Genomic DNA, 23,846 nt, shown 5'->3' on the forward strand with positions numbered 1-23,846 from the left:
GAACGCTGAACGATGCGCGCTCTCAGAACCGCCGCCTCCGGGATGCTGGCCCAGCAGCTGAACGTGGAGGTCATCTCCAACAACATCGCCAACATGAACACGGTCGGCTTCAAGCGTCAGCGGGCCGAGTTCCAGGACCTGCTGTATCAGAACGTCGAGCGCATGGGGGCCCAGTCCTCGACCCAGGGCACCGTCGTCCCGACCGGCATCCAGATCGGCGCGGGCGTCAAGGCCGGCAGCGTCTACCGCATCACCGAACAGGGCAGCCCCAGCCGCACCGGCAACCTTTACGACGTGGCTATCGACGGCAAGGGCTACTTCCAGGTCACTCTGCCCTCGGGCGAGCTGGCCTATACGCGCGCGGGCAACTTCACCGTCAACGGCGAGGGCCAGCTGGTCACGGACGACGGCTATGCGGTTGAACCGGCCATCAGCATTCCCCAGGACATGGTCGACGTCTCCATCTCCAAGTCGGGCCAGGTGCAGGTCACGACCCAGGGCCAGACCGCGCCCCAGGTCGTCGGCCAGCTGGAAATCGCCAACTTCTTCAACGAAGCGGGCCTGGAAGCCATCGGCGACAACCTGCTGCTCGAGACCGCCGCCTCGGGTCCGGCCACGGTCGGCGCGCCCGGCGAGCCCGGCTACGGCACCCTGATGCAGGGCTATACCGAGGCCTCGAACGTCGACGCGGTCAGCGAGATCACCGCCCTGATCGTCGCCCAGCGCGCCTATGAGATGAACTCCAAGGTCATCTCCACCGCCGACGAAATGCTGTCCGTCTCGGCCCAGGTGAAGAGCTAGGTCATGGCCATGATCCGCACCCTGACCCTGGCGCTCGTCGCCGCCGCCTTCGCCGGTTCGGCCCTGGCCGGCCCCGTCAGCCTGCTGCCCGATCCGACCGACGCCGACGGCCGCGTCACCCTGGGCGAGTTGTTCGACGACGCGGGCGCCGCGGCCAACGTCGTGGTCGGCCAGCGCGCCGGCGCCACGGTCGTCTTCGAGGCCGGCCAGGTTCAGGCCGCCGCCCGCCGCGCCGGTCTGGAGTGGAGCAATCCCCAGGGCCTGCGCCGCATCGTGGTGCGCGAAGGCGGCGCCGTTCCTGCCGAGGCCTCCGCCCGCCCCGCTGTCGCCAGCGTAGGGGCCAGCGCGGCTTCGCGCCCCGGCGCCACGGTCGAGGTCCTGACCTACGCCCGCAGCCTGGCCGCCGGCGACATCGTCCAGCCCGAGGACGTGGTCTGGTCCACGGTCCAGGCGCACCAGGCCCCGGCCGGCGGTCCCCAGGACGCCGATCAGGTCGTCGGTCTGTCGGCCAAGCGCGCCCTGCGCGCCGGCGCGGCCGTGACCAGCCGCGACCTGGCCTCGCCCCAGGTCATCGCCCGCAACGACATGGTCGAGGTGGCCTACATCGCCGGCGGCGTCGAACTGACCGTCACCGGCAAGGCCGTCCGCAACGCCTCGGCGGGCGAGGCCGTGCCGGTGCTGAACCTCCAGTCGGGCCGCACCATCGACGCCGTGGCCGTGGCCCCCGGCCGCGCCGTCGCCGGCCCCGCCGCCCAGACGGCCCGCGCCAATCCGCAACAGTTCGCCGCCCGCTGAGAACGCAGAGAGATCCTGTCATGCGTAAAGTTCTGATCCTCGCCGTCGCCGCCTCCGCCCTGTCTCTCGGCGCCTGCTCCACCGCCATCGAGGCGGTGAAGGGGCCGGAACTGGCCCCCATCGGCTATCCCGCCGCCCTGGTCCCGGTCGAACAGGCCTATCTGCCGGCCCCGACCCCCGCCTCGGCCAACAGCCTGTGGCGCACCGGCGCCCGCAGCTTCTTCGGCGATCAGCGCGCCCGCCGCGTCGGCGACATCCTGACCGTCAACATCGACATCAACGACCGCGCCCAGACCCAGAACTCGACCCAGCGCGCCCGCACCAACAGCGCCTCGGGCGGCGTCACCAACTTCTTCGGCCTGGAGAACAGCCTGGGCCGCGCCTTCCCCGGCGGTTTCGACCCGGCCAAGATGGTCGGCACCGAGGGCGAGGCCAACGCCGCCGGTTCGGGCAGCGTCAACCGTTCGGAGCGCGTCAGCCTGACCGTCGCCGCCGTCGTCACCGCCGTCATGCCCAACGGCAACATGGTCATCCAGGGTCGGCAAGAAGTGCGCACCAACCGCGAGGTCCGCGAACTGACCGTCGCCGGCATCGTGCGGCCCGAGGACATCTCCTCGGCCAACACCATCGCCCACACCCAGATCGCCGAGGCCCGCATCAGCTACGGCGGCCGCGGCGACATCAGCCGGATGCAGGCCACCCCGGCGGCCCAGTCCCTGGTGGAGCGCTTCAGCCCCTTCTGACCGGCGTTCAACGAAGCGTGCGATTCCGGCGACAGGCGTTCACGGAATCGCGCGCGGCCAAGCGGGGCGGTGAACCCTTAACAAGCGACCCGCGTTTGCTCCGTCGAACGCGAGTGATTTGTAATGTCGAAGTCCCTGCTTCCCGTCGCCGCCGCCTTGGGTCTTGCCGCCCTGGCTGGTCAAGCCCTGACCAGCGCCCCTGCCCCCAGCGAGGGCCTCGCCGGATGGCACCTGCTGCATGAAGGCTCGATGGCCAAGCTGGCTTACGGCCTGGCCGATTCCGATCAGGTGGCGCTGATGCTGACCTGCTCGCCCGGCGATCGCACGGCGGTGGTCTATGGCGACGCCCAGCCGCGCAGCCCCGCCCTGACGCCGGCCGCCCTGGGGCCGCAGCCGATCGACCCCCTGTCCGACGGCGAGGCCTACGAGTCTCGCCTGCCGCTGACGGACACGGCCCTGACAGGGCTGGCGCGCAGCGGGCGCATCGCCGTTCAGACCGAGGCCGGCGACCAGCAGATCAGGGCCAATCGCGCCGAGCGCCGCCTGGTCCAGAACTTCCTCGGCTATTGCACTTCCAGCCACGCCTGATCAAAGTCCGCCCGAACCTATCAGCCGGGGCTGAATCATGACCGCCTTGATCGGGCTTGCGCAGGCGGCCTCCTTGGCCCTGGCGCTTCAGACCGCGCCCACGCCCGCAGCCGAGGGCTGGACCTGGACGCTCTACGCCGACAACGGTCCGCTGGTGCTCGCCAACGAGGTTCCCGACACCCCGCGCCTGCGCTCGACCCTGGAATGCGCGCGCGGCTCCAGCATCGTTCGCGTGACCCTTTATGGCGCGCCCCCTGCCGAAGGCCTCGCCACCATCACCTCGGGCGCCGCCTCCGCCAACGCCGAAGTCCGTCCCCGGCGCGGCCATTTCCAGACCCTCCTGCGCGCTGACCATCCGGTCTTCGCGGCCTTCCTGGCCAATGGACGTCTGCAGGTCGCGGTCGGAGAGCAGACTTCGTCCATGGAGATTGATCGGGCGAATCTGTCCAAGCTGCGCCGGTTCGCCGAACTCTGCACTGGCTAGGATCTCCCATGCGTCCTGTCGTCTGGATCGCCCCCGCCGTCGCGGCGCTTGCGCTCACCGCCTGCGCGCCGACGGTCGCGTCCAACCTGGTCGCCGCCTCCAGCGGCGCGCCGGACGCCACGCCCGGCTACGACTGGCACCTGAACGAGGACGCCGAGGAGGCCAGCCTGTCCTACGGCATGGCCGAGACCGACGACGTGCCTCTGGACCTGTCGTGCCGCCCCGGTTCCGGCGCCCTGCAAATCCTGCAGACCGTCGCCGAGGGCCATCCGCGCGTCATCGCCCTGGAATCTGGCGGCGACACAGAAACCTATCCCGCCAAGGCCGAACCCTCCGCCATGCACGAAGGGCTGGACCTGACCGCCCTGGCCCGCGCCTCGGACCCCGTCTTCCTGCGCTTCCGCAAGCTGGGCTGGCTGGCGACCTACGGCCCCGACTACCGCACGCCCTTCGTGGCCCAGCGCGGCTCGGACCAGAACATCGACCGTTTCTTCGCCCTCTGCGGCTGAAACTGGGCGGCTGGGGCCCGCCGACACAGCTTGACCGTCGCCCCGCGCGCCTGTCTCCTCCCTCCCGCTTGAGGGAGGACAGTATGGACAAGCATCATCTGACGGGTCGGCTTCTGATCGGGGCGGCTCTGGCGGCCTTCATGGCGGCGACGCCCGCCTTGGCCGAAAGCGCCCAGACGCGCCCCGCTGCTGCTGCAGCCACGCCCGCCGCCGAGGCTCTGGCCGGGGTTCTGACCGACTACGAAGCCTATCTGCGCCGCGTCGATCCGATCAGTTCGGGCATGGACGGCGACCGTGACGCCCTGTCGCGCCTGCCCGACCCCAGCCGCGCCGGCGATCTGGCGCGTCAGGCCCCGCTCAAGGCCCTGCTGGCCCGGCTCGACGCCATCGCCCCCGCCGCCCTCGACACGGACCAGCGGCTCAACCACGCCTTCACCCGTTATCTGATCGCCCGCGACCTGGAGCGGATCGGGCTGGACCCGTCGCGCCTGGCCTTCGATTCCGAGGGCGGCCCCGGCCAGACCCTATCCTATCTCGCCAGTTCGACCCGCATCGCCAGCCGCGCCGACGCCGACGCCTGGCTGGCCCGACTGGAGGCCGCCCCCGCCTATTACGACGCCGGCATCGCCAACGCCCGGCGCGGCCTGTCGACCGGCCTGATCCAGGCGAAATCGGTGGTCGAAAGCGCCCTGGGCCAGGCTCAGCGCGACCTGGCCTCGAATCCTGACGGCGACGTGCTGATGAAGCCCTTCGCCGCCCTGCCCGCCAATATTCCGGCGGCAGATCAGGAGGCTCTGCGCCAGCGCGCTCGCGCCCTGATCGACGGCCCGATCACGGCCCGCCGTCAGGCCTGGCTGGCCATGCTGCGCGACGACTACCTGCCCAAGGCCCCGGCCGAGCCGGGCCTGACCCATCGCCCCGGCGGCCGCGACCTCTACGCCTTCTTCGTCCGCAGCGACACGACCACCGACCTGACCCCGGATCAGGTGCATCAGATCGGCCAGGACGAGGTCGCCCGCATCCGCGCCCGGATGCAGGACGAAATGCGCGCCGCCGGCTGGACTGGCGACTTCGCCGGCTTCCTCAACTTCCTGCGCACCGATCCGCAATTCTACGCGACCAGCCGCGAACAACTGCTGGAAAAGGCGTCGGAGATCGCCAAGCGCGCCGACGACGGTCTGCCCGCCCTGTTCGGGACCCTGCCGCGCCTGCCCTACGGCGTGCGCCCCGTCCCGCGCGAGATCGAGGAGACCTACACCACCGGCCGCTACAACGCCGGCTCGATGCAGAACGGCGTGGCCGGCGGCTATATCGTCAATACGTCCAAGCTGGACCAGCGCCCGCTCTATGAACTGCCCGCCCTGACCGTCCACGAGGCCGTCCCCGGCCACCACCTGCAGATCGCCTTGCAGCAGGAGGCGGCGGATCAGCCCTACTACCGTCGCGGCGCCGACGTGACCGCCTTCACCGAGGGCTGGGGCCTCTATTCCGAGTTCCTGGGCGAGGAGATGGGCATCTATCGCACGCCCTACGAGCGCTTCGGCCGCCTCAGCTACGAGATGTGGCGCGCGTGCCGCCTGGTGGCCGACACCGGTCTGCACTGGCTGGGCTGGACCACGGAACAGGCCCGCGCCTGCTTCCGCGACAACTCGGCCCTGGCCCCGCACAACATCGAAACCGAACTGCAGCGCTACATCGGCTGGCCCGGTCAGGCCACGGCCTACAAGATCGGCGAAATCCGCCTGCGCCAGATCCGTCAGAAGGCCGAACGCGAACTGGGCGACCGCTTCAACGTCCGCACCTTCCACGACGCCCTCCTGGTCGACGGCCCCCTGCCGCTGGCCCTGCTCGACGCCCGCATGGACCGCTGGATCGCCGAGCAGAAGGCAAAGTAGTCACACTTTCCTCCCCACTTTGTGGGGAGGGGGACCGCGTAGCGGTGGAGGGGGCGACGCCGCCCTCTGCCGTTTTCGCCCGCCTAAAGCCCCAGCTCGGGCCCGCGCCTTCTTCGTCAGCTTGCCGACGATGATGGCGTGGGCGGACCGGATATGGTCCGCCAGCTCCTCGTCCGCCCAGTCGTCGATCTGCGGCAGGTTCACCCACTTGGCGCGCGCCATATAGGGCGCCGGCCGCGCATGGCCGCTCTCGGTCAGCACCTCATAGGCGATGTCCGAGACCTTGAACGACACCCCGCCGGTCGCGCCCACCATGACGAACATCTTGCCGCCGACCTTATAGGCGTCGTGGTCGTCGCCGAACGGATGGTCCAGTGTCGCCCCCGGCAACGCCAGACAAACCCTGCCTACCCCCGCGCGGTCCATCTTAGGCTTCCACGCCCACGCCGATCGGGCAGACCACGCCGGTCCCGCCGATGCCGCAGTAGCCGGCCGGGTTCTTGGCCAGATAACCCTGGTGATAGTCCTCCGCGAAATAATAGGGACCCGCCGGCTCGATTTCCGTCGTGATCGTCCCCCGTCCCGCCGCCGTCAGCGCCGCCTGATAGGCGTCGCGCGAAGCTTCCGCCTCCGCCTGCTGCGCCGCGTTCAAGGTGTAGATCGCCGAGCGGTACTGCGTCCCCTGGTCATTGCCCTGACGCATCCCCTGCGTCGGGTCGTGGTTTTCCCAGAAGGCCTTCAGCAGGTCGCCGTAGGAAATCGCCTTCGGATCAAACACGACCTGCACCACCTCGGTGTGCCCCGTCCGGCCCGAGCAGACCTCCTCATAGGTCGGATTGGGCGTGATCCCGCCCGCATAGCCCGCCGACGTGACCCAGACGCCCGGCAGCTTCCAGAACACCCGCTCCACGCCCCAGAAACAGCCCATGGCGAACACCGCCGTCTCGAACCCGTCCGGATGCGGCCCCTTCAGCGCATGGCCCAGGACGAAATGGGTCTCATCAGTCGCCAGCGGCGCCTCGCGCCCCGGCAGCGCCGTCTCGACGGTCGGCAGTTCGGCGGTCTTTTGGAACAGCATCTGAAAAATCTCGCAGAATTCGGGGGCAAAATCGACTTTCCCCCATATGGGCCCTCACAGGGCGCTTGCCGAGGGGGTCATGCTGTTCTATCAGCCTCGCCTCCGCTGGATCGACCGTCCGGCGGCGACACGGCGACGTCGTGGAAACGGACAGGTGGCGGAGTGGTCGATCGCGCACGCTTGGAAAGCGTGTGTAGGTGAAAGCCTACCGAGGGTTCGAATCCCTCTCTGTCCGCCACCGACGCCTAGGTTTTGACGCTTATTCAATAGCTTGATGTAGATTGATCAAAACCCGCCCCTAATTGCGCCCCAAAATCTAACCCAGCAGACCGAGCGCCCTCCCTCCGATTGCAAATATCGCTGGCTTCTCGCTCGACGGGCCAAAAATTGAGAGGCCACCCAAAGGGGTAGCCCCTTCTCGGTCAGGCCCCGATGATCTCGCTAGGGACGGCCTGAACGATTTCTCTAGTTGAGCTGCGCCTATCTAAAAGGCGGCGGATTGGCCCCTGAGCTTCATGCACGGGCGACCCAGGACTGTCTTTCTCGACAAGGCGAAGGGGCGCTTCCCCCAACCTTTCCAGCGCAATGCCAAACAGCTTTTTGGTCAACTCGGCGTCAATCTGAGCAGCTTCAGCACGATAGCCCTCGTACGCCTTAGCTACGGCGGCCTTATAACCGTAATCTTCCGCGAGCCTGAAACGCTGACCAATCTGACGAGTCAACAACCAGGCCAACCACACAGGCGCAGAAACACTGAGCGCTGTAAACGTTACGTTCAACCACAACACGTTGTAGTTAACATTAGGATTACGCATAAGTTCATGCACAAACTCTACGCGCATATACGTGATAAAAGCCCCAGCGCCTAGAGCAACCAACAAAACAACACCAAGCACAAGAGTGCTAAAGTGCAATCTTGCAGCCCTATCAGCGAAAGCTGCGCCCAATCCAATTGTTGTCGCCGCGCTATATGCGGAGTTTGCTCTATCTATAACATTACGAGCCTCCTCATCGGACAACACAAGCTTCTGCTTAATCTCATCTATCTCACTCAGACTTGATTTAGCCTTCTCAGTAAGCCTCAAAAGGTCATTCTGAGCGCCAGAGTACTGAGATTTTGCATCAGCAAGACTTTGAATATCAGCAGGAAGCTCCTCGGCAACACGGTGCGCCGATCTGATCGCCTCGACTTTTTCAGCTAGGTCGCCCTGCTCGGCATCGAGACGCGAAATAGCGTCCGCAGTCCGCCTAAGGACACGTAACTGGCTTGCAGGAAGCAGCTTCCTATCTTCGATGGCTTGCAGATTTAATGATGGAGCCTGATATGGATAAAGTATAGATTCAATACTATCGATCAAGCTATCAATTACGATGTATACATTAAGAGAGCTACTTCCCGGCAGGTTGGGAACAGAGCTTCCTTGTATGTATTGAATTCTACCAGGTATTCTTCGAAGCTTCTCCAAATCAACATCAGTTATAGAAGAAACATCTATATTTTGGATAACGGGTTTAGATCCTCTTATTCGATCGGCAAATTCATAGCAATTTATTGCCGGAAGATTCCAACCCCACATCTCCATGAAACTACGATCATCATTAACCGCATTGACAACCTGAGTTGCCAACCCGTCCAATGCGCCCGAAATCTCATTCAGAACGCTAGTCGCACTATCGGACATATCTCCCCCCCTCACTTGAGGGGCAGATACCAATCGATGTTCACCCAAAGGTCAACGTTGGGCCGACTTATCGTCGCGACCATCAAAAGCTTCGCTCGATGCGCCGACACGCCACAGAACTAGCCTCGAACGAGGCGCTTTTCGACACGCTGGATTGCCGAGCGCGTCACGCCGTACTCTTTGGCCAAATTTCCCAGCGTGATGCCAGCAGCCCTTTTGGCCCTCACCTCTTCCTGTTGCGCAACAGACAGCAATGCTGGCCTACCTAGGACCTTTCCTTCCTCCCTGGCTCGCTTCAATCCCGACTGGGTGCGCTCTACCAACAGATCGCGCTCAAACTCGGCGACAGCGGCAATGACACCCATCGTCATGCGACCGGCAGGGCTACAAAGATCAACGCCACCTAGAGCAAGGCAATGGACTCGCACCCCTGCGCCAGCCAACCTCTCGATCGTAGCTCGCACATCCATGGCGTTACGGCCAAGCCGGTCCAGCTTGGTGACTATCAGCAGATCGCCCCGCTCAAGCCGGTCTGACAGCTTTGCGAACTGGGGGCGCTCCATAGCGGCCACGGAGCCTGAAATGGTCTCACAGACGATGCGATGGGCATCAACAGCGAAGCCAGCGCCCACAATCTCCTGAATTTGGTTTTCGGTGGTCTGATCAGCCGTACTTACCCGGCAATAAGCGAAAGTGCGCGCCATTCAGATTTCTCCTGCATCGGAATTCTGTATCGAATTTGATACTGGATCGAAATTGTCGTCAAGCTAGTTTTCGATACACTTAAGCACGACGTATCGGAAACGGTCGATTTAGATACACGCCGCAGGCGCTAGCCGCAGAACACCTTTGAAACCCTTAGGGCTGAAACTGATCCAAGAAGCTGGACGGAAGCCATGGGCAACAAAGAATGGCCGGACGATTGGAAAGTAGGAAATGGAGCGGCCTGGGGCTGCCTAGGCCCGCTCTTGCTGGTGATCGTGGCACTGGCCGTTGCATGGCTCACCAACGCCGCCAGGACATGATCCGCTTGCTAGCTGCTGCGATCATCGGAGGCGGCATGGCTGCGCTATCGACCCCTGTGCTAGCCGATCCATGCGAAGCCCCTCTGCCAAGGCCAGGAACGTTGTTTCAGGGGCGCGTGGAATACGTCGGAGACGGAGATAGTCTGTGCGTAAAGACAGCCAGCGGGTTGGTTGAAGTCAGGCTAGCCGACTTCAATGCACCTGAACTTCGCGAGCCAAATGGACGCGCCGCACGAGAAGCGCTCCGCCGTCTAACCATGGGACAAACAGCTTCATGCAGAGCAGGCAGGCGCTCCTATGATCGCGTGGTTGCTCACTGCACAGTCCGTCGAGCGCGCATAGGCGACATGATGCGATTAGCCGGCGTCGATGAAGGAGGGCGCTGACTCAGCCTGAACACCCCCTACCCTGCCGAAGGTTGCCTGAGCGCAGATCGCAGTTCGTCCAACCCCAATGGGGTCCGTTTGCGGTGCGCCATCCGATGACAATTGGCGCAGAGCAGGGCGAGGTCGGCGAGTTTCGTTTTTGATCCCGGCTTCATCAAATGCACCGGCTTGGTGTGGTGAACTTCGATGTAGTCCGCCCCCAAGCTTCCATACCTGGCTCCGAAATCGAAGCTACAGACCTCGCACACCGCCCCGCCATTTTTCTGAGCCTGCTTTCGCTTCTCAGCGATTAGGCGTGAATCGCGCTCGTAACTTCGATGGAGCCGGATAACCACACCCCCTTCTTCGCCTTCATACGGCTCCGCCTGGTCACTCCCCCTAGCCTCCGCTCCCCCTAGCTTGGCGATAGCCTCACGGATATCTGCGGCATCTACGGCAAGCTCAGCACGTCGCCCGGCGTATTCAACCCAAAGAACTCTCTCCAACTTGCCACCAGACTTCATGCCGACTTTTCCCTGATCCGTATAAGCGGGATCAAGCGACCGTAGATTCATGAGCTTGAGGTAGACCCCATTGGGGTTTCGGATGGTATCGCCCGCTTCAGTGCCGATAGCCTCATGCATGGCGTTGAGCAGAGCGGACAGATCGGTGATCGCCTTGCTAGCTTTGCCGGGGATGGCGTCCGGATTGGTGAAATATAGATCGAGCGCGAGGACAATCTCATCGCGGCTCCAATCGGGATTCCGGGGCAGTATATCCAACTCGAATCCCAACTGTCTAAGCTTGCGAACTACAGACGCCTCACCGCCAGTGAAGCTGCTTGACGGAAGCAACTGCTCACCGCCCACAAACCGATGCGCCACCCCTGCGATGGCCTTAGACGGGTATCGACGCCCCTCCCAAACGATCCAGTAGCGTTTCGCGTCCGCAAACCCATACCTCGCAAGGAACTGCTCGCCGCCAAGCGCATCGTACTCCTTGAGAGCCGCTTCCACTGCGTACCTGGTGATATCTGCTAATGGCATGGTCGCCTCCAAGCCCAGGATCGGCGGAAATCACGCAAGCGTACCGCCCTATTAAATATTGAGGGTTTTAGGATCAGTAGCCTGATGCCGGCTCATCGCTAGTTCGGACTGCCAATGCTTCAGGTGAACGTTTTCTAGCTGAAGCAGAAGCCGCTGGCCGAGCAAGATGCGCGTCTGGCGCAATGCTAGCATCCGGAGCACGAGGCGCAGGCCCTGCAACGGGCAGCGCCTTCACCTCACGCTGGAAAAAGACACGACGCACCCGCTCTTGATAACCATTCCAAACATCGCCGGTCGTCATTCCGCCCGTGCCAGGAATTAGACGTTCCGTCAGATCGAAGATCATCCCAAGGTCGGCTGGCGGCGCGTAATCGACATTCGCATCAGCCCACGCACGCCACTTTGGTAGAGCCTTCTCCGCCAAAGGATTCGACGTCTCCAGGACGTAAGCCACATCTTCCTTCGCGTATACGTACCCCATCCTCATACCCAGGCCCCACGCCCCCCCGGCAATAGCTATCAAAGCCAAACATCCGATCAGATGCGCAGGTCGCAATGTAATCGTCAGAGCATCTCGCCCTGAGGTCTTTTTGGTCGAGTTCAGCCGCTCTAGAACACTAGTCATTTCACCCCTCCCCATTCGACCACATTGAATTGCCAATTCGTCGTTATGGCAAGGCTTTATGCGCCGCTATGACAAGGCGAATTGAAACTCGGCGATCACACCCCCCACGCCTCTTTCTGGACTAGGGTTGAACGCGCGCCAAAATTCGACCTCGTGTGGCGAACCTTACGCCCGTTAGTAATGGAGAAGCCTCCCGGAGGGGGAAAGAGACATAATGAGTTAATATACAGCATTACGAAGATACGAGCCTTACATATGCACGCTGATAAAACATACCTTCGAAAGAATCATTCATCAAAACATTAACCCGTCCTGCATCACACACACGAACTACGAAGCTGTCATGGATTGGATAAATAGGGATACCAATACCTATACTCCCAGATATCACATCCAAGGCGAGTTCAGAATCTCGACGCTGAAGCTCCAAACCGCGACCGGAACCAAGACAATGCCCAATATCCGACAACCCCTCCCTCATTGACGAGACATAGGATCGAAACTGCTCCCTGCACGAAAAGCAGGCACGGTCTTCGGGACGAAACGCCAGAGGATGAAGCACTCGCGCATCCCAGGAACCGTTCAGAAGCCGGTTAAAGGTCCTCTTTCCCATTTCCCTCGGAATATCGAAGCCGGGGACCAAATAAGGATCGAAATCCAACGCCTTACCAACCCCAGCGTACAGGATACGAGGATGGAGCGTTACATAGTCGAGTTCAGCCGTAGCCTCGCCGTCGATCAACAGATTTGCTCGCTCCTCGCGCGGAAGGCTCTGCCAGAACCCGCCGTAGAGCCTCCCTCCCCGCCGCCAGTCGTACTTGAAGATGCGCTTGAGGTAGATGGCGCATGCGTCATAGCCGGTGGTCGCAATCGGAGAGCCCCCCTTGCCTAGCCCGCCGGCCATAATCGCGATCACTCGCCGGGCCGCATCATCAGGCAGGGACAGGGAGTGCCGAGCATTCAGCGCGTTCAAAGCGCGGACGACCTCCCCACTAGCAGCAACATCATTCGGCATGGGGCTGACAGGTTGAACCGCCTGATTGATGCAAATTACGTCGCAAGGCGGACGGTTCACATCCCAAACGCGAAGACCACACTGTCGGGCCATTTCAGCGAACTCTGCCGTCGGCAGGAGTTGGGTAGCTTTGGACTTGCCTCGCCCCTCCCGATCATAAAATCCTCGCGTGACCTGGACCAAGCCGAGAGCTTCCAAGCCATCACGGATAGTCCTCAGAGCAGTGACGCTGATCTGGGAGCCAATATAGACCCGTTCATTGAAGCTAATAGGAACGCCCACAGCAGGCGGAACTTGTCTCAGTGCAACATTTGCAATGGATGCCGCGAATGCGGTGAGGGTTCGAACGTAAGCTTCGGCGTCTCTAGATGTGCGAGCGCGCCTCCGCCCATCCACCTCCCGCAAACGCTCGCGAAGAGCATCACAGAAGGCGATGAGGTTCGGGCAAGCGTCATCCCACGGCTGAAGCACGGACGTGCTGCCAATCATTGAAGTCGATCCTGTCGGGAAAGCACCTGGGCGAGGCCCAAGCATGGAGAGAAGGAGGTCGCTGCCCCTCCCCCCGAAGCCGGCCTACTACTGGCCGATCAAAGCCATAATATCGTCCCGAAGGATGATGGACCGGCCTGCAACCTTGCGAATGGACAGCTTTCCGTCTTTCGCCAGATTGTAGAGGGTGGAACGGCTCAGGCTGGTGGCCTCGCTCGCCTCGCGAAGACTGTAGGCAAGTTTGTGGGAATGAGCTTCGTTCATTGTCCGCCCACCTGAAGCTGCTGACGACGGATGCGTTGAATCTGATCGCCCCGCAACCGATGACGCTCAGCCGCCTTCATGTGCCGAACCGTCGAAGCGACAGGTTCCTTCAAGCAGTCTGCACCCCCAGCGTTCGCCTCCACCTGCTCATAGAAGCGATTCAAGTGACGCTCGGGAATATAGACCTCCCCTTCAAAGCGCGTGGCGAACCAGTCTAGCCGCTGGATCGCCTTATCATTGAGATTAGGATTCGCCGTTCTCGAGCGATGATCTTCAAGCCAATCGAACACAAACGACAATTCATTGTCACTTAGAGCGACATGATATGTAGATGAGTTGAAAAGAGTGTACAGGCTTACGTTGAAACGAATTCTGTTTGGCATCACAGGTCCTTAAAATAGCCGCGCGACACATCGCTGCCCGGCAGGACCAAGACAAATATCCAGAATTTCTACGCCAGCAACACCTTTGAATTTCCAGTACTTACTAATAACTCTAGAGACGCCCTCAGAAATTTTAGAAAGAGTGAGATAAAATAACTTCCACAATGGCGAGAAAAGCCCTCACAGGGCGAAAGGAAAAGCCATATGCATGAGATTTGGCGCAATTTTCATCCGCACCCAATCACGCGCTCGTGATATCACCCGTACAGATAGCCGCCCCAGTCCTCCATGAGCCTTCTGCGCTTTTCCAAAGCGTCGCCGCGCCGATAGGCTCGCTCAACAGCACTGCCGATCTCGTGAGCCAAAGCGGCCTCGATAACCTCCCTCGGATGATCGGTAGTTTCACCGGCCCAATCCCGAAACGTTGAGCGAAAACCATGCACCGTGCCGTCAACCTTCATCCGTTTGAGAACGGCATCCATTGCGGCGGTTGAGAGGGTCGCCTGTTCCTGGCCTGGAAACACATACTCCCCTCCAAGGGGCTGTAGCTCACGCAACAGGGCAATTGCCTCCAGCGTCAGAGGAACTCGGTGCAGCTTTTTCGCCTTCATGCGCCAAGCCGGCACCGACCAAACCGCTTTCTCCCAGTCGATTTCGTCCCAACGCGCTCCGATGACCTCCGTCGTGCGGAGAAGCGTAAGAACGGTGAACTCCAATGCCTTAGCCGCCACGCCTGAACGCCCCCTGAGCGCCCTCATGAAGCCAGGAGCGTCCACGAACGGCAACGCCCTATGATGGCCGCGCGCGAGCTTCCTAGGGGCCGGCAAAAGGTGGGACAGGTTGCCTTTCCAGGTAGCGGGATTCTCGCCAGCCCTCAGCCCCATAACCTTGGCCGCATCCAGCACAGCCTCGATACGTCCCCGCACCCGCGATGCGGTTTCAGGCTTGGCGCCCCAGATCGGCTTGAGCACTGCCAGAACGTCATTGGTAGTGATGCTATCGACAGGCTGGTCCCTCAAGGGGGCCGCATACGTCGTCAACGTGTTCGTCCATTGCTGACGGTGCTTCGCATTGGAGAGCGCCGCGACCTTGGTCTCCCGGTACGCCTCATAGACCTCCCAAAAAGTCTTCGCGCCTGATGCAACGGTTTTGCGCGCCAACCTAGGGTCTACCCCCTGCCGCAGAGACGCCCTCGCCTTTTCCGCCAGTTCGCGAACCTCAGCCAACCTTACCTCACTGGCCGATCCAAGACCCATCTCCACCGACTTCCCTTGCCACTGGTAGATGAACACCCATCGCTTACCGTCACCCACTCTGAGGTACAGATTGGGACCGTCCCGATGCTTCCCCCGCTCAGTGACGGCTTGGACGAACTTATGGGTGAGCAGATTGATCGAGGCCATGTCAGATCATACCCCGCCCCAAATCTCGCCCCAAACAATTTCCTGTCTATAGGAGATTAGCCCTGGACGGTCTTAGACGAATTCCGGATTAAGAACTGTATTTATTGATAATTTTTACAGCTGTGAGCAACCATGGACAGAGGTATGAATCCCTCTCTGTCCGCCACGGCCTCCCGAGCCTTGCAGCTCAGCGTGTTTTGACCGGATTGGACTGCTTCGGTTTTCGCGGGGGTTTGCGAAGCTGAAACGCCAAGGTTTGATCGACACTTGGCGTCGGCCAGGCCAGCGACGATCGCATCAACGCCGCAGAAATCATCCTCCTTCTCGCCAGCGCCGGCTCCCCCGCCCCGCCTGTCGCGACATCCTGGATCGGGAAGGCTGGATTTCTTGGGCGACTCCGTGAAGATGGCGATATGGACGGTCCGCCGAACGAAGATATTATCGGCTGGGCGCATGCGCTGGAGGCCTATGCGCGCGACTGGGACGAGACTTTCGAGAGCCGTCCAGGCTATTTCACCCAGGAGTTCTGGTACCTGCTGGTCGGGTGCATGATCGCCAACTGGCGCGGTCGTCCCATGACGATGAGCCAGGCCTGCCAGCAGATGAAGAGCGGCTCGAATCGCACGCGCGAGGAGCGGATCAAGCGGGCGGTGGACGACGGCTTTCTGGTCAAGGAACGCGCCGGAGACGACGGCCGCGCCGCCCTGGTTCGGCCCACGCCCAAGCTCGAGGCGCTGATGGTCGGCCATCTTCAACGCACGCGCGACCTGGTGAAGGCCGCGCTGGGTTAGCCGCAGAATTTGCGGACAGTTTCGCGCGCAACTCTGCGCTGGTTCTCGCCCTGCCCCTGTGGCGTCATCGCCCTCGAGATCGCCCGTCAGCGGCGACCGGGGAGGAATCGAGACGTGACCCATCTGAACACGCGCGAGACGCGCCGCCGCACCCTGTTGTCCGCCGGCGCATCGGCGCTGGGCCTGATGCTTGCCCTGGGCGCCGGCCCGGCGCTGGCGCAGGAGGCGACGCCCGACGACCAGGCCCAGGCTGTGACGGTGGATGACATCGTCGTCACCGCGCGCCGCCGCGACGAGCGGCTGCAGGACGTGCCGGTGGCGGTCACCGCCCTGTCGGCCCAGACGCTGGAAAATCTGCAAGCGTCCGACATCGGCGACCTGCAGGGTTCGGTTCCCAACCTGACCCTGCACGAGGGGGATGCGTCCAACGCCGTCGTCTATGTGCGCGGCGTGGGCCAGGTGGACAGCCTGGCTTTCGCCGATCCGGGCGTCGGCATCTATCTGGACGACGTCTATCTGGGGCGGGCGCAGGGCGCCTTCCTGTCGGTTTATGACGTGGACCGGATCGAGGTCCTGCGCGGACCACAGGGCACCCTGTACGGCCGCAACACCATCGGCGGGGCGGTCAAATTCGTCTCGACCCCGCTGACGGCCGACTTCAACGCGCGGGCCGAGGCCACGGTGGGCGACTATGACCTGCGCGAGGCGCGGCTGAGCGTCGGCGGCGGGCTGAACGCCGAGGGGACGTTGCTGGGCAAGGCGGCGGTCTCGCTGGCGCGCCGCGACGGCTATTCCGACAACGCCTTCACCGGACGGGACGACGGCGACAAGGACCAGATCGCCGGCCGCGTCTCGCTGGAGTATCGGCCCAGCGACGACCTGTCGTTCCGCTTGAACGTGGATGGTTCGCGCGACCGACCGGATTCGTCGCGCACCCCGGCGCGGGCGACGAACGTCTTCGGCCTCTATCCCGACACACTGGACGACCCGTTCAAGGTCGACGCCGACTTCGGCGACCGGAACGACCTCGACACCTTCGGCGCGGCCCTGACCGCTGACTGGGCGCTGGACGAGGCGTGGTCGTTCAAGTCCCTCACGGCCTATCGCACGATGGACTACGCCACCCACCTGGACCTCGACGCCACGCCGCTGAGCATCTTCGGCGTCTATGTGGACGAGGACCAGCGCCAGTTCAGCCAGGAGTTCCAGCTGACTTACGCCGGCGATCGACTGAACGCCGTCGCCGGCGTCTTTTATTTCGACGAGACCGACGTGACCTTCTCGGGCCTGGTCGGTCCGGTCATCGGCCTGGTCACAGGCTCGATCAACGACCAGCACAACAGGAGCTACGCCGCCTATGGCCAGGCCTCCTACGACCTGACCCCCCGTCTCAGCCTGACCGGCGGCCTGCGCTACACCTATGAGGACAAGAGCTTCGCGCGGACCCAGACCCTGTATCCGGGCGCGACGGCCATTCCGGGCCGCAACGATCCGGGCCTGCTGCTGACCGACATCGACACCGGCCAGGACTGGGATTCCTGGTCGCCCAAACTGGGGCTGGACTACAAGGTGTCGGACGATGTCCTGGCCTATGTCAGCGTCAGCCGGGGCTTCAAATCCGGCGGCTTTGACGGGCGTTCCAACGATGCGGCGGGCGCCGCGCCCTTCGATCCCGAAACCCTGTGGGCCTATGAGGGCGGGGTGAAGTCGACGTGGTTCGATCGTCGTCTGACCGCCAACGCCGCCGTCTTCTGGAACGACTATACGGACCTTCAACTGTCGAGCTTCACCTCGGACGGATCGGGCGGGTTCGCCGCCCTGTTCACCAACGCCGGCGCCGCGACCATTCGCGGGGCGGAGCTGGAGCTGGTCGCTCGGCCGATCCGCCCGCTGACCCTGAACGCCACGATCGGCTATCTGGACGCCCGCTACGACGAGTATATCGGCCCAGGTGGCCTCGACATCAGCCATCAGCGCAAACTGGTCAATGCGCCGGAATGGTCGGGTCGATTGGGCGCCGTCTATGTGGCGGACCTGGGCGCGAACGGATCGCTGACCCTCGGCGCCGATGCGGCCTATCGCTCCAAGACCTATCCCACGGTGTCGTCCAGCGAGGTCCTGGCCCAGGACGGCTATACGCTGGTGAACGCCTTCGTGCGCTGGGACGACGCCGACGATCACCTGTTCGTCGAACTGGGCGGCAAGAACCTGACGGACGAACGCTACATCGAACATGGCTTCGATCTGTCGGACTCCCTTGGCTATCAGCTGGCCTACTTCGGCGCGCCCCAGACCGTTCGCCTGACCGTCGGGCTGAAATACTGACATGGGCGAGGCGTTGGACCGGCTTGTAGAGCCGGACACGGCGGCCCTGCTGGCCGCCATGGTCGCGGATTTCGCCGGCGCGCCCGCCGATCCGACGGTGGAGCAGCGGCGACAGGGGCTGGAAGCCGCAGCCCGCCTCTACGGCCCCGAACCGGCCGAGGCAGCGCGTGTCGCGACCGAAACCGCGCCTTCGCCCGATGGATCGGTTCCGCTGAGGATCTACTGGCCGAAGCGGACAACCACCGGCCCCGTCCCGCTGGTGCTGCACATCCACGGCGGCGGCTGGGTTCTGGGCGGACCCCAGGCCTATGAGCGGGTCGCGCGGGCCTATTGCGCGGCGGGCGAATGCATCCTCGTTGACGTCGACTATCGCCGCGCGCCCGAGAACAAGCACCCCGCGGCCCTGGATGATTGCGTCGCCGCCCTGGACTGGGCGCAGAGGAACGCCCGGCGGCTGGGCGCCGACCCCGACCGCATCATCGTGGCCGGCGACAGCGCGGGCGGTCATCTGGCGGCGGCGACCTGCCAGGTCAGCCCGGTCCCCGTGGCCCTGGCGATCCTGGTCTATCCGGTCATGACGGCCAGTCGGAACGCCCAGCTCGCCTCGCGCTCGGCCTTGGGCGACGGGCGGTATTTCCTGCGCGAGTTCGATATTCTGCGCGCCGAAGTCGAGTATTTCCCGCCTGAGCAGGACCGCGAGAACGGCCCTGAATCGCCGCTGCTAGCCTCTGATGCCGTTCTCCAACGGCATCCCCCGACGGTCGTCTTCACCGCCGGCCTGGACCCCCTGGTCGACGAGGGCCGGGCCTATGTGGAGGCGCTGCGGCGTTGCGGCGTGGACGCCGAAGAGGTTCGCACCGAAGGCACGATCCACGGCTTCGTCCTGTTCGCCGGCCGCATCGACGCCGGGCGTCAGGTGATCCAACAGATCGGACGACGCATCGCCGCAGCACAGCCCGGTCGCCGACCGGGCGGTTCGCCCTTCTAGCCTCGGATCGCCCCCTAGTCGCCGCCCGCCAGGGTCTCGACCCGCGCCACGCCGTCGGCGCCCTTGGTCAGGCGGAAGGCGTCCAGTTCGCGGCCCGTCGCGGTGAAGGCGCGATAGGTCACGGCGGCCGGCGACACCTCCAGGGTCTGGAAGGTCTGGGTCCGCGAGGCCGAGCGCGTGGCCCAGCCCAGGTCGGCGACCGGATACATCTTGGGCCCGGCGACCGAGACGACATAGGTCGAGCCCTGGTCGGACGGATGGTCCGGCCCCGCATTGACCATCGGCCCGGTCCCGATGGCGCCGCGTGCATAGCCGTGATCGTGGGCCTGCAGCACCAGATCGACGCCGTACTTGTCGATCAGCGGCTTCAGCGCGTCGCGCACCCGGGCGTTGTCGCGATCCGGGTCGATCGAGAACAGCGGGAAGTGCAGGAACAGGGCCGTCCAGCGGTTCGGATTGTTCGCCAGCAGCCCGTCCAGCCAGCGCACCATCTCGGCGCGCATGGCCTCGTCGCCGTGGAACAGAGGCGCATCCACCGAGATCAGGCGCAGGCCCTGATAGTCGACGGTCCAGGCCGTCTCCTTCAGCTTCTCGACGCCCGCCGGGCCGGTTTCCGGCAGGGTGTACTGACGCCGCCACTGCGGGTTCAGCACCGGACCGCGGCCGTACTCGTGATTGCCCGGCGTCGGCATCTGCGGCGTCTGGGCGTAGAGGAAGCCGCCGGCGGCGAACCATTCGCCCCATTCGTTGTCGCTGTCGTGCCGGTTGATCAGGTCCCCGGCGTGGATGACGAAGGCGGCGTCCCCGGCCTTGCGGAAAGCCATCCTCATGGTGCGCGAGGCCTCGCTGAGGATGTTGTTCTGCATGTCCCCCATGTAGAGGAAGGTGAAGGGCTGGGCCGTCGTCGCCGCCGTGCGGAACTGCAGCCATTCCGACCACCGCTCGCCGTCGCCGACGCGATAGGCGTAAACCGTCTCCGGCTTCAGCCCCGTCAGCACCGTCGAGTGATAGGCCGCCCGGAACTCGGTCGCCTCGCGCACGGCGATGGCCGCGTCGTCGGTGACGGCGCTCACGCGGACCGCCTGCTGGATGAAGTCCGGTCCGTCCTGGGCCTCGGCGTATTCGACATAACCGACCGCGCCCGACGCCGTGCGCCAGGTCACGGCCATCTCGTGCGCCGGATCGGCGGTCAGGTTCAGGATGATCCGTTCCGGCTGGGCCGTCGGCGGGACCACCGGCCGGTCCGAAGCCTGGACCGGGACGGGTTCGGGCCGCAGCGGACGTTCCGCCGTCTGCGCCATCGTCTGTCCGCCCAGGGCCGCCAGCGCGGCCCCGAGCATCAGGGCGTGGGTCGTCTTCATGCTCCCCTCCCCGATCAGAAGACGTAGGTCAGGCCGACCGAGATCGACCGCCCGTTCTTGATGTAGGCGCGGCTGGAGCTGGTGCTGTCGCCGGCCGTGTACCAGTAGGTGTGGTTGTCGAAGAGGTTCTGGACCTGCAGCGAGGCGGTCGCCCCGTTCCACAGCTTGCGCCGCACGTTCAGGTCCACGAACTCGTAGTCCTGCTCATAGGGATTGTTGCCGAAGTCCTGGATGCCTTCGAGGAATTCCGACTGGTAGCTGTAGGCGGCGTAGGCCTCCCAGCCGTCGCGCGCCCAGAAGATCTGCACGTTGGCGACCGCCTCGGGCGTCTCCATCAGCGGCAGGGTGTAGCCCTCGGGGTGCCAGGAAATGCCGGTCTCGGCCTCTGACTTCTGCAGCGTCAGGTTCACGCTGGCGCCCAGCGCCGACAGCGGGCCCGGCAGCCAGTGGAAGACCTGCTGGGCGCTCATCTCGACGCCATAGACCCGCGCCCACTTGCCGTTGTTCGGCTTGGAGATGGTCACGCCGTCCGGGCCGACGTTCACGCCGGCCGTCCCGTCGCGGATGTTCGACGAGGAGGAACGGTACAGGAAGTTCTCGATGTCCTTGTAGAACAGGCCCAGCGAATAGGCGCCCGTGTCGCCGTTGTAGCGCTCGACCGACAGGTCGTAGTTGACCGCCTTCATCGGCTTCAGGTCCGGGTTGCCCTGCTCGATGGCGACCAGGATCCACTCGCTCTTCGGATTGATCTTGCCGTCGCCGTCCGGATCGCTGTCGTAGCTGTACTCGCGCGCCGAGGACATGCGGGCGATGTCGGGACGGGCGAAGCTGGTCCAGATCGCGCCGCGGACCCGGGTCTGGTCGTCCAGATCATAGTTCAGGTGGATCGACGGCAGGACGTTGATGAAGTCGCTCTCGTCCGTGGCGAAGTGGGCGCCCTGGACCTCGTCGAGGATGTAGGCCGAGATTTCGTTGTTGGTGTTCTCGACCCGGACGCCGCCGATCACCTGGGCGCGACCAAGGCGGGCCGTCGCCATCAGATAGCCGGCGAAGATGTCCTCCTTGAAGGTGAAGCTGTCCTCGCCGCTCAGCGCGGCGTTGCCCGGATCGGTGGCGAAGCCCTCGAAGAAGTCGCTCTTGCCCGCCATGGCGCGCTGCAGTTCGGCCAGCATGGCCTGGTTGTCGATGACCGTTCCCAGCCGATAGAGGCCCGAATACTCGCCGTCGAACAGGCGCGTCACCTCCTTGCCGTAGAAGCGCGAGAAGTCCGCCAGGGTCCCCTCGGCGTCCAGATCCATGAACTCGCCGCTATAGGTCGCGCGCTCGGAGCTGTAGAACTTGCCGCCCGTCTTGACCGCCTCCAGCCAGGTCGAGACCGGACGCCACTCGAGGTTGAACTGGCCCTGCCACAGCTCCTCCTCGGCCCCGCCGATCTCGCCCGACAGGCCGTTGAAGCCGTACTGGGCGTTGTCGTGGATCGCCGCCATGCCGGCGTCGTTCAGCACCCATTTGGGAAAGCGGCTGTCGCCGAAGTTGACGACATTGACGCCCTTGTTGCCCAGCCAGCCGTACTTGTCGCCGCGGAACTCCATCTCGTAGCTGTCGTCGACGTTGTCCTCGGACTTGGCGTAGGACAGGTCGTAGTCGAGGATGAAGTCGCCCAGACGGCTGACGCCGCCCAGGTTCAGCGACATCAGGGTCCCCGTCTCGCGCGAACCTTCCCAGAAGCGGCGCAGGCGGAAGCCCTGCGGGTCCCAGGTCCCCGAGGCGCCGAACAGCGAATAATAGGAGCGCGTCTTGCGGTCCTTGTCGGTGATCCGGCCGTCGCCGTCCTGATCGACGATCTGGGCGGTCGTATAGCCGTAGATGTTGCCCAGCTTGGCGTCCTTGCCGATGATCACGTCCTCGGGCCGGGCCAGGCCGGTCAAGGTCTTGTCGACCTGAACCAGGCGAGTGGAGTTCTTGCCGGTGTCGTTGCGGAAATTCAGCCGGTTGCCGAACTCGTCCTCGGTGTATTCGTTGAACTGCCCGCGCAGATGCAGGTCATGGCTCTCGCTGCGGTAGTCGAGGCTGGCGTTCAGGCCGCGCCGCTCGACCTCGGTCTCGCCGAAGCCCAGGTTCATGCCGCGCATGACGAAGGTGCTGGTGTCCCATCCCATCGTCTCGCTGTTCTCGTACCAGACCGGGGGCTGGTTATCGCCGTCCACGCCGTTCTGCTCGAACTGCGACTTGCGGCGCGACCAGCTGCCGGTGACGAACAAGCCCCAGTTGTCGTTGAACTGGCGCCCGAACGAGCCGGCGATCTCGCCCGACTTCTCGTCGTCGAACTTGTCCAGCATCCCGACCGAGGCCGACAGGACGCCATAGACGGGATCGTGGTCAAAGGCCGTCGGCGTGCGGATGTCGATCGACCCGCCCAGGGCGTCGCCGTCCCGGTCCGGCGTCAGGCTCTTGATGACGGTGATCGAGTCGATGCCTTCCGGCGGCAGAAAGCTGAGGCGGACGCCGCGATAGAAGTTGTCGTCGCGCGAGCCGGTGCCGCCCATGCGCACGCCGTTCATGGTGTAGTTGTTCAGCTCGGTCGACAGGCCGCGGATGGTGATGCGGTCGCCCTCGCCGGTCGTGTGGTTGCGCACGGCGTTGACGCCCGGCAGGCGCGACAGGGACTCGGCCACGTTGTTGGCCGGCAGGTCGCCCATGTCGTCGGCGCTGATGACGTCCGAGATGAAGTCGGCCCGCCGCTTGGCGTCCAGCGACCGGCGCAGGCCCGCCGCATAGCCGACCACCTCGACCTGCTCGACCTCGAAGGCCTCGGCGGACGCCTCGCCCAGATCGGCCGACTGGCGCACCAAGGTCAGCACGCCGCGCACCTCGCGCGCCTCGACGCCCGACCCGGCGATCATGCGGCGCAGGGCCTCGCGCGGCGCCATCGCGCCCGAGACGGCGTTGGAGGTGCGGCCGCGCGTCAGGGCCGGATCAAAGACGATCGACAGCCCGGTGTCGCGCGACAGGGTCTGCAGCGCCCGGCCCAGGTCCTGGGCCGGAATGGCGACGGCGGCGCGCGCCTCGGCGCCCGGCGTCGCCTGCCAGGCATGAGCGGGCGCGGCGGCGGAGGCCAGCACGGCGACGGCGGCCGCCGTGAGGAGGCCGGTCTTATGGATACGCATTCGATAAATCCCCTGCGATCGAAC

21 protein-coding genes and 1 tRNA gene are annotated in these 23,846 nt (G+C 64.0%); 11 read left to right on the top strand and 11 right to left on the bottom strand.

Annotation, left to right across the window (positions count from 1 at the left end; all coding sequences use genetic code 11):
- The first annotated feature begins 12 nt into the window (after positions 1 to 12).
- The 7 genes from flgG to AC3IS2_RS11230 all read left to right on the top strand — a co-directional run bounded on the left by flgG (position 13) and on the right by AC3IS2_RS11230 (position 5,815).
- Positions 13 to 801 (top strand): flagellar basal-body rod protein FlgG, encoded by a 789-nt coding sequence (gene flgG / locus AC3IS2_RS11200; RefSeq protein WP_489197864.1) that lies wholly within the window; start codon positions 13 to 15, stop codon positions 799 to 801.
- A 3-nt stretch (positions 802 to 804) separates the two neighbouring features.
- Entirely contained in the window at positions 805 to 1,596 is a 792-nt protein-coding gene (gene flgA / locus AC3IS2_RS11205) for a flagellar basal body P-ring formation chaperone FlgA (protein ID WP_489197866.1), read from the top strand.
- Positions 1,597 to 1,616: 20 nt separating this feature from the next.
- Positions 1,617 to 2,339, top strand: a complete 723-nt coding sequence (gene flgH, locus AC3IS2_RS11210) for a flagellar basal body L-ring protein FlgH (protein ID WP_489197867.1) — start codon at positions 1,617 to 1,619, stop codon at positions 2,337 to 2,339.
- Positions 2,340 to 2,462: 123 nt separating this feature from the next.
- Complete coding sequence (locus tag AC3IS2_RS11215) at positions 2,463 to 2,927, top strand: hypothetical protein (RefSeq protein WP_489197868.1); 465 nt, start codon at positions 2,463 to 2,465, stop codon at positions 2,925 to 2,927.
- A 37-nt stretch (positions 2,928 to 2,964) separates the two neighbouring features.
- Positions 2,965 to 3,411, top strand: a complete 447-nt coding sequence (locus tag AC3IS2_RS11220; RefSeq protein WP_489197869.1) for a hypothetical protein — start codon at positions 2,965 to 2,967, stop codon at positions 3,409 to 3,411.
- Positions 3,412 to 3,419: 8 nt separating this feature from the next.
- On the top strand, positions 3,420 to 3,920 hold the full coding sequence (locus AC3IS2_RS11225) for a hypothetical protein (protein ID WP_489197870.1): 501 nt from the start codon (positions 3,420 to 3,422) through the stop codon (positions 3,918 to 3,920).
- An 83-nt stretch (positions 3,921 to 4,003) separates the two neighbouring features.
- Positions 4,004 to 5,815: a DUF885 domain-containing protein gene (locus AC3IS2_RS11230; protein WP_489197871.1), complete on the top strand. Its 1,812-nt coding sequence runs from the start codon at positions 4,004 to 4,006 to the stop codon at positions 5,813 to 5,815.
- Here AC3IS2_RS11230 and AC3IS2_RS11235 read toward each other — a convergent pair whose 3' ends face one another.
- On the bottom strand, positions 5,816 to 6,241 hold the full coding sequence (locus AC3IS2_RS11235) for an MmcQ/YjbR family DNA-binding protein (protein ID WP_489197872.1): 426 nt from the start codon (positions 6,239 to 6,241) through the stop codon (positions 5,816 to 5,818).
- A 1-nt stretch (position 6,242) separates the two neighbouring features.
- Complete coding sequence (msrA, locus tag AC3IS2_RS11240; protein ID WP_489197873.1) at positions 6,243 to 6,893, bottom strand: peptide-methionine (S)-S-oxide reductase MsrA; 651 nt, start codon at positions 6,891 to 6,893, stop codon at positions 6,243 to 6,245.
- A gap of 148 nt (positions 6,894 to 7,041) precedes the next feature.
- Here msrA and AC3IS2_RS11245 point away from each other — a divergent pair.
- Positions 7,042 to 7,131: transfer RNA gene (locus AC3IS2_RS11245), tRNA-Ser, on the top strand.
- 184 nt (positions 7,132 to 7,315) lie between these two features.
- On the opposite strand, the gene AC3IS2_RS11250 is transcribed toward AC3IS2_RS11245, so the two are convergent.
- The 7 genes from AC3IS2_RS11250 to AC3IS2_RS11280 all read right to left on the bottom strand — a co-directional run bounded on the left by AC3IS2_RS11250 (position 7,316) and on the right by AC3IS2_RS11280 (position 15,190).
- A complete protein-coding gene (locus tag AC3IS2_RS11250; protein WP_489197874.1) occupies positions 7,316 to 8,575 on the bottom strand; it encodes a hypothetical protein in 1,260 nt (419 codons plus the stop codon).
- Between the two features lie 119 nt (positions 8,576 to 8,694).
- A complete protein-coding gene (locus tag AC3IS2_RS11255) occupies positions 8,695 to 9,279 on the bottom strand; it encodes a recombinase family protein (protein ID WP_489197875.1) in 585 nt (194 codons plus the stop codon).
- Between the two features lie 724 nt (positions 9,280 to 10,003).
- On the bottom strand, positions 10,004 to 11,011 hold the full coding sequence (locus AC3IS2_RS11260) for an HNH endonuclease (RefSeq protein WP_489197876.1): 1,008 nt from the start codon (positions 11,009 to 11,011) through the stop codon (positions 10,004 to 10,006).
- 857 nt (positions 11,012 to 11,868) lie between these two features.
- Positions 11,869 to 12,834, bottom strand: coding sequence for a hypothetical protein (locus AC3IS2_RS11265; RefSeq protein ID WP_489197877.1), 966 nt, complete (start codon positions 12,832 to 12,834; stop codon positions 11,869 to 11,871).
- A gap of 393 nt (positions 12,835 to 13,227) precedes the next feature.
- Entirely contained in the window at positions 13,228 to 13,404 is a 177-nt protein-coding gene (locus AC3IS2_RS11270; RefSeq protein WP_489197878.1) for a helix-turn-helix domain-containing protein, read from the bottom strand.
- On the bottom strand, positions 13,401 to 13,787 hold the full coding sequence (locus AC3IS2_RS11275) for a hypothetical protein (RefSeq protein ID WP_489197879.1): 387 nt from the start codon (positions 13,785 to 13,787) through the stop codon (positions 13,401 to 13,403). Before AC3IS2_RS11275 ends, AC3IS2_RS11270 begins: the two co-directional genes overlap by 4 nt.
- A 257-nt stretch (positions 13,788 to 14,044) precedes the next feature.
- Positions 14,045 to 15,190 carry a tyrosine-type recombinase/integrase gene (locus AC3IS2_RS11280; RefSeq protein WP_489197880.1) on the bottom strand — a complete coding sequence of 382 codons (1,146 nt, stop codon included), beginning with the start codon at positions 15,188 to 15,190 and terminating at the stop codon, positions 14,045 to 14,047.
- 413 nt (positions 15,191 to 15,603) lie between these two features.
- Between AC3IS2_RS11280 and AC3IS2_RS11285 the strand changes: the two genes are divergently transcribed.
- The 3 genes from AC3IS2_RS11285 to AC3IS2_RS11295 all read left to right on the top strand — a co-directional run bounded on the left by AC3IS2_RS11285 (position 15,604) and on the right by AC3IS2_RS11295 (position 19,294).
- On the top strand, positions 15,604 to 15,981 hold the full coding sequence (locus AC3IS2_RS11285) for a hypothetical protein (RefSeq protein WP_489197881.1): 378 nt from the start codon (positions 15,604 to 15,606) through the stop codon (positions 15,979 to 15,981).
- Between the two features lie 114 nt (positions 15,982 to 16,095).
- Positions 16,096 to 18,306 carry a TonB-dependent receptor gene (locus AC3IS2_RS11290; protein ID WP_489197882.1) on the top strand — a complete coding sequence of 737 codons (2,211 nt, stop codon included), beginning with the start codon at positions 16,096 to 16,098 and terminating at the stop codon, positions 18,304 to 18,306.
- A 1-nt stretch (position 18,307) separates the two neighbouring features.
- On the top strand, positions 18,308 to 19,294 hold the full coding sequence (locus AC3IS2_RS11295) for an alpha/beta hydrolase (protein WP_489197883.1): 987 nt from the start codon (positions 18,308 to 18,310) through the stop codon (positions 19,292 to 19,294).
- 14 nt (positions 19,295 to 19,308) lie between these two features.
- Here AC3IS2_RS11295 and AC3IS2_RS11300 read toward each other — a convergent pair whose 3' ends face one another.
- Together AC3IS2_RS11300 and AC3IS2_RS11305 are read right to left on the bottom strand one after the other, a co-directional pair.
- Positions 19,309 to 20,655, bottom strand: coding sequence for a purple acid phosphatase family protein (locus tag AC3IS2_RS11300; RefSeq protein WP_489197884.1), 1,347 nt, complete (start codon positions 20,653 to 20,655; stop codon positions 19,309 to 19,311).
- A gap of 14 nt (positions 20,656 to 20,669) precedes the next feature.
- Positions 20,670 to 23,822 carry a TonB-dependent receptor gene (locus AC3IS2_RS11305; protein WP_489197885.1) on the bottom strand — a complete coding sequence of 1,051 codons (3,153 nt, stop codon included), beginning with the start codon at positions 23,820 to 23,822 and terminating at the stop codon, positions 20,670 to 20,672.
- Between the last annotated feature and the right edge of the window lie 24 nt (positions 23,823 to 23,846).

It is taken from the genome of Brevundimonas sp. KH_025 (assembly GCF_057839885.1).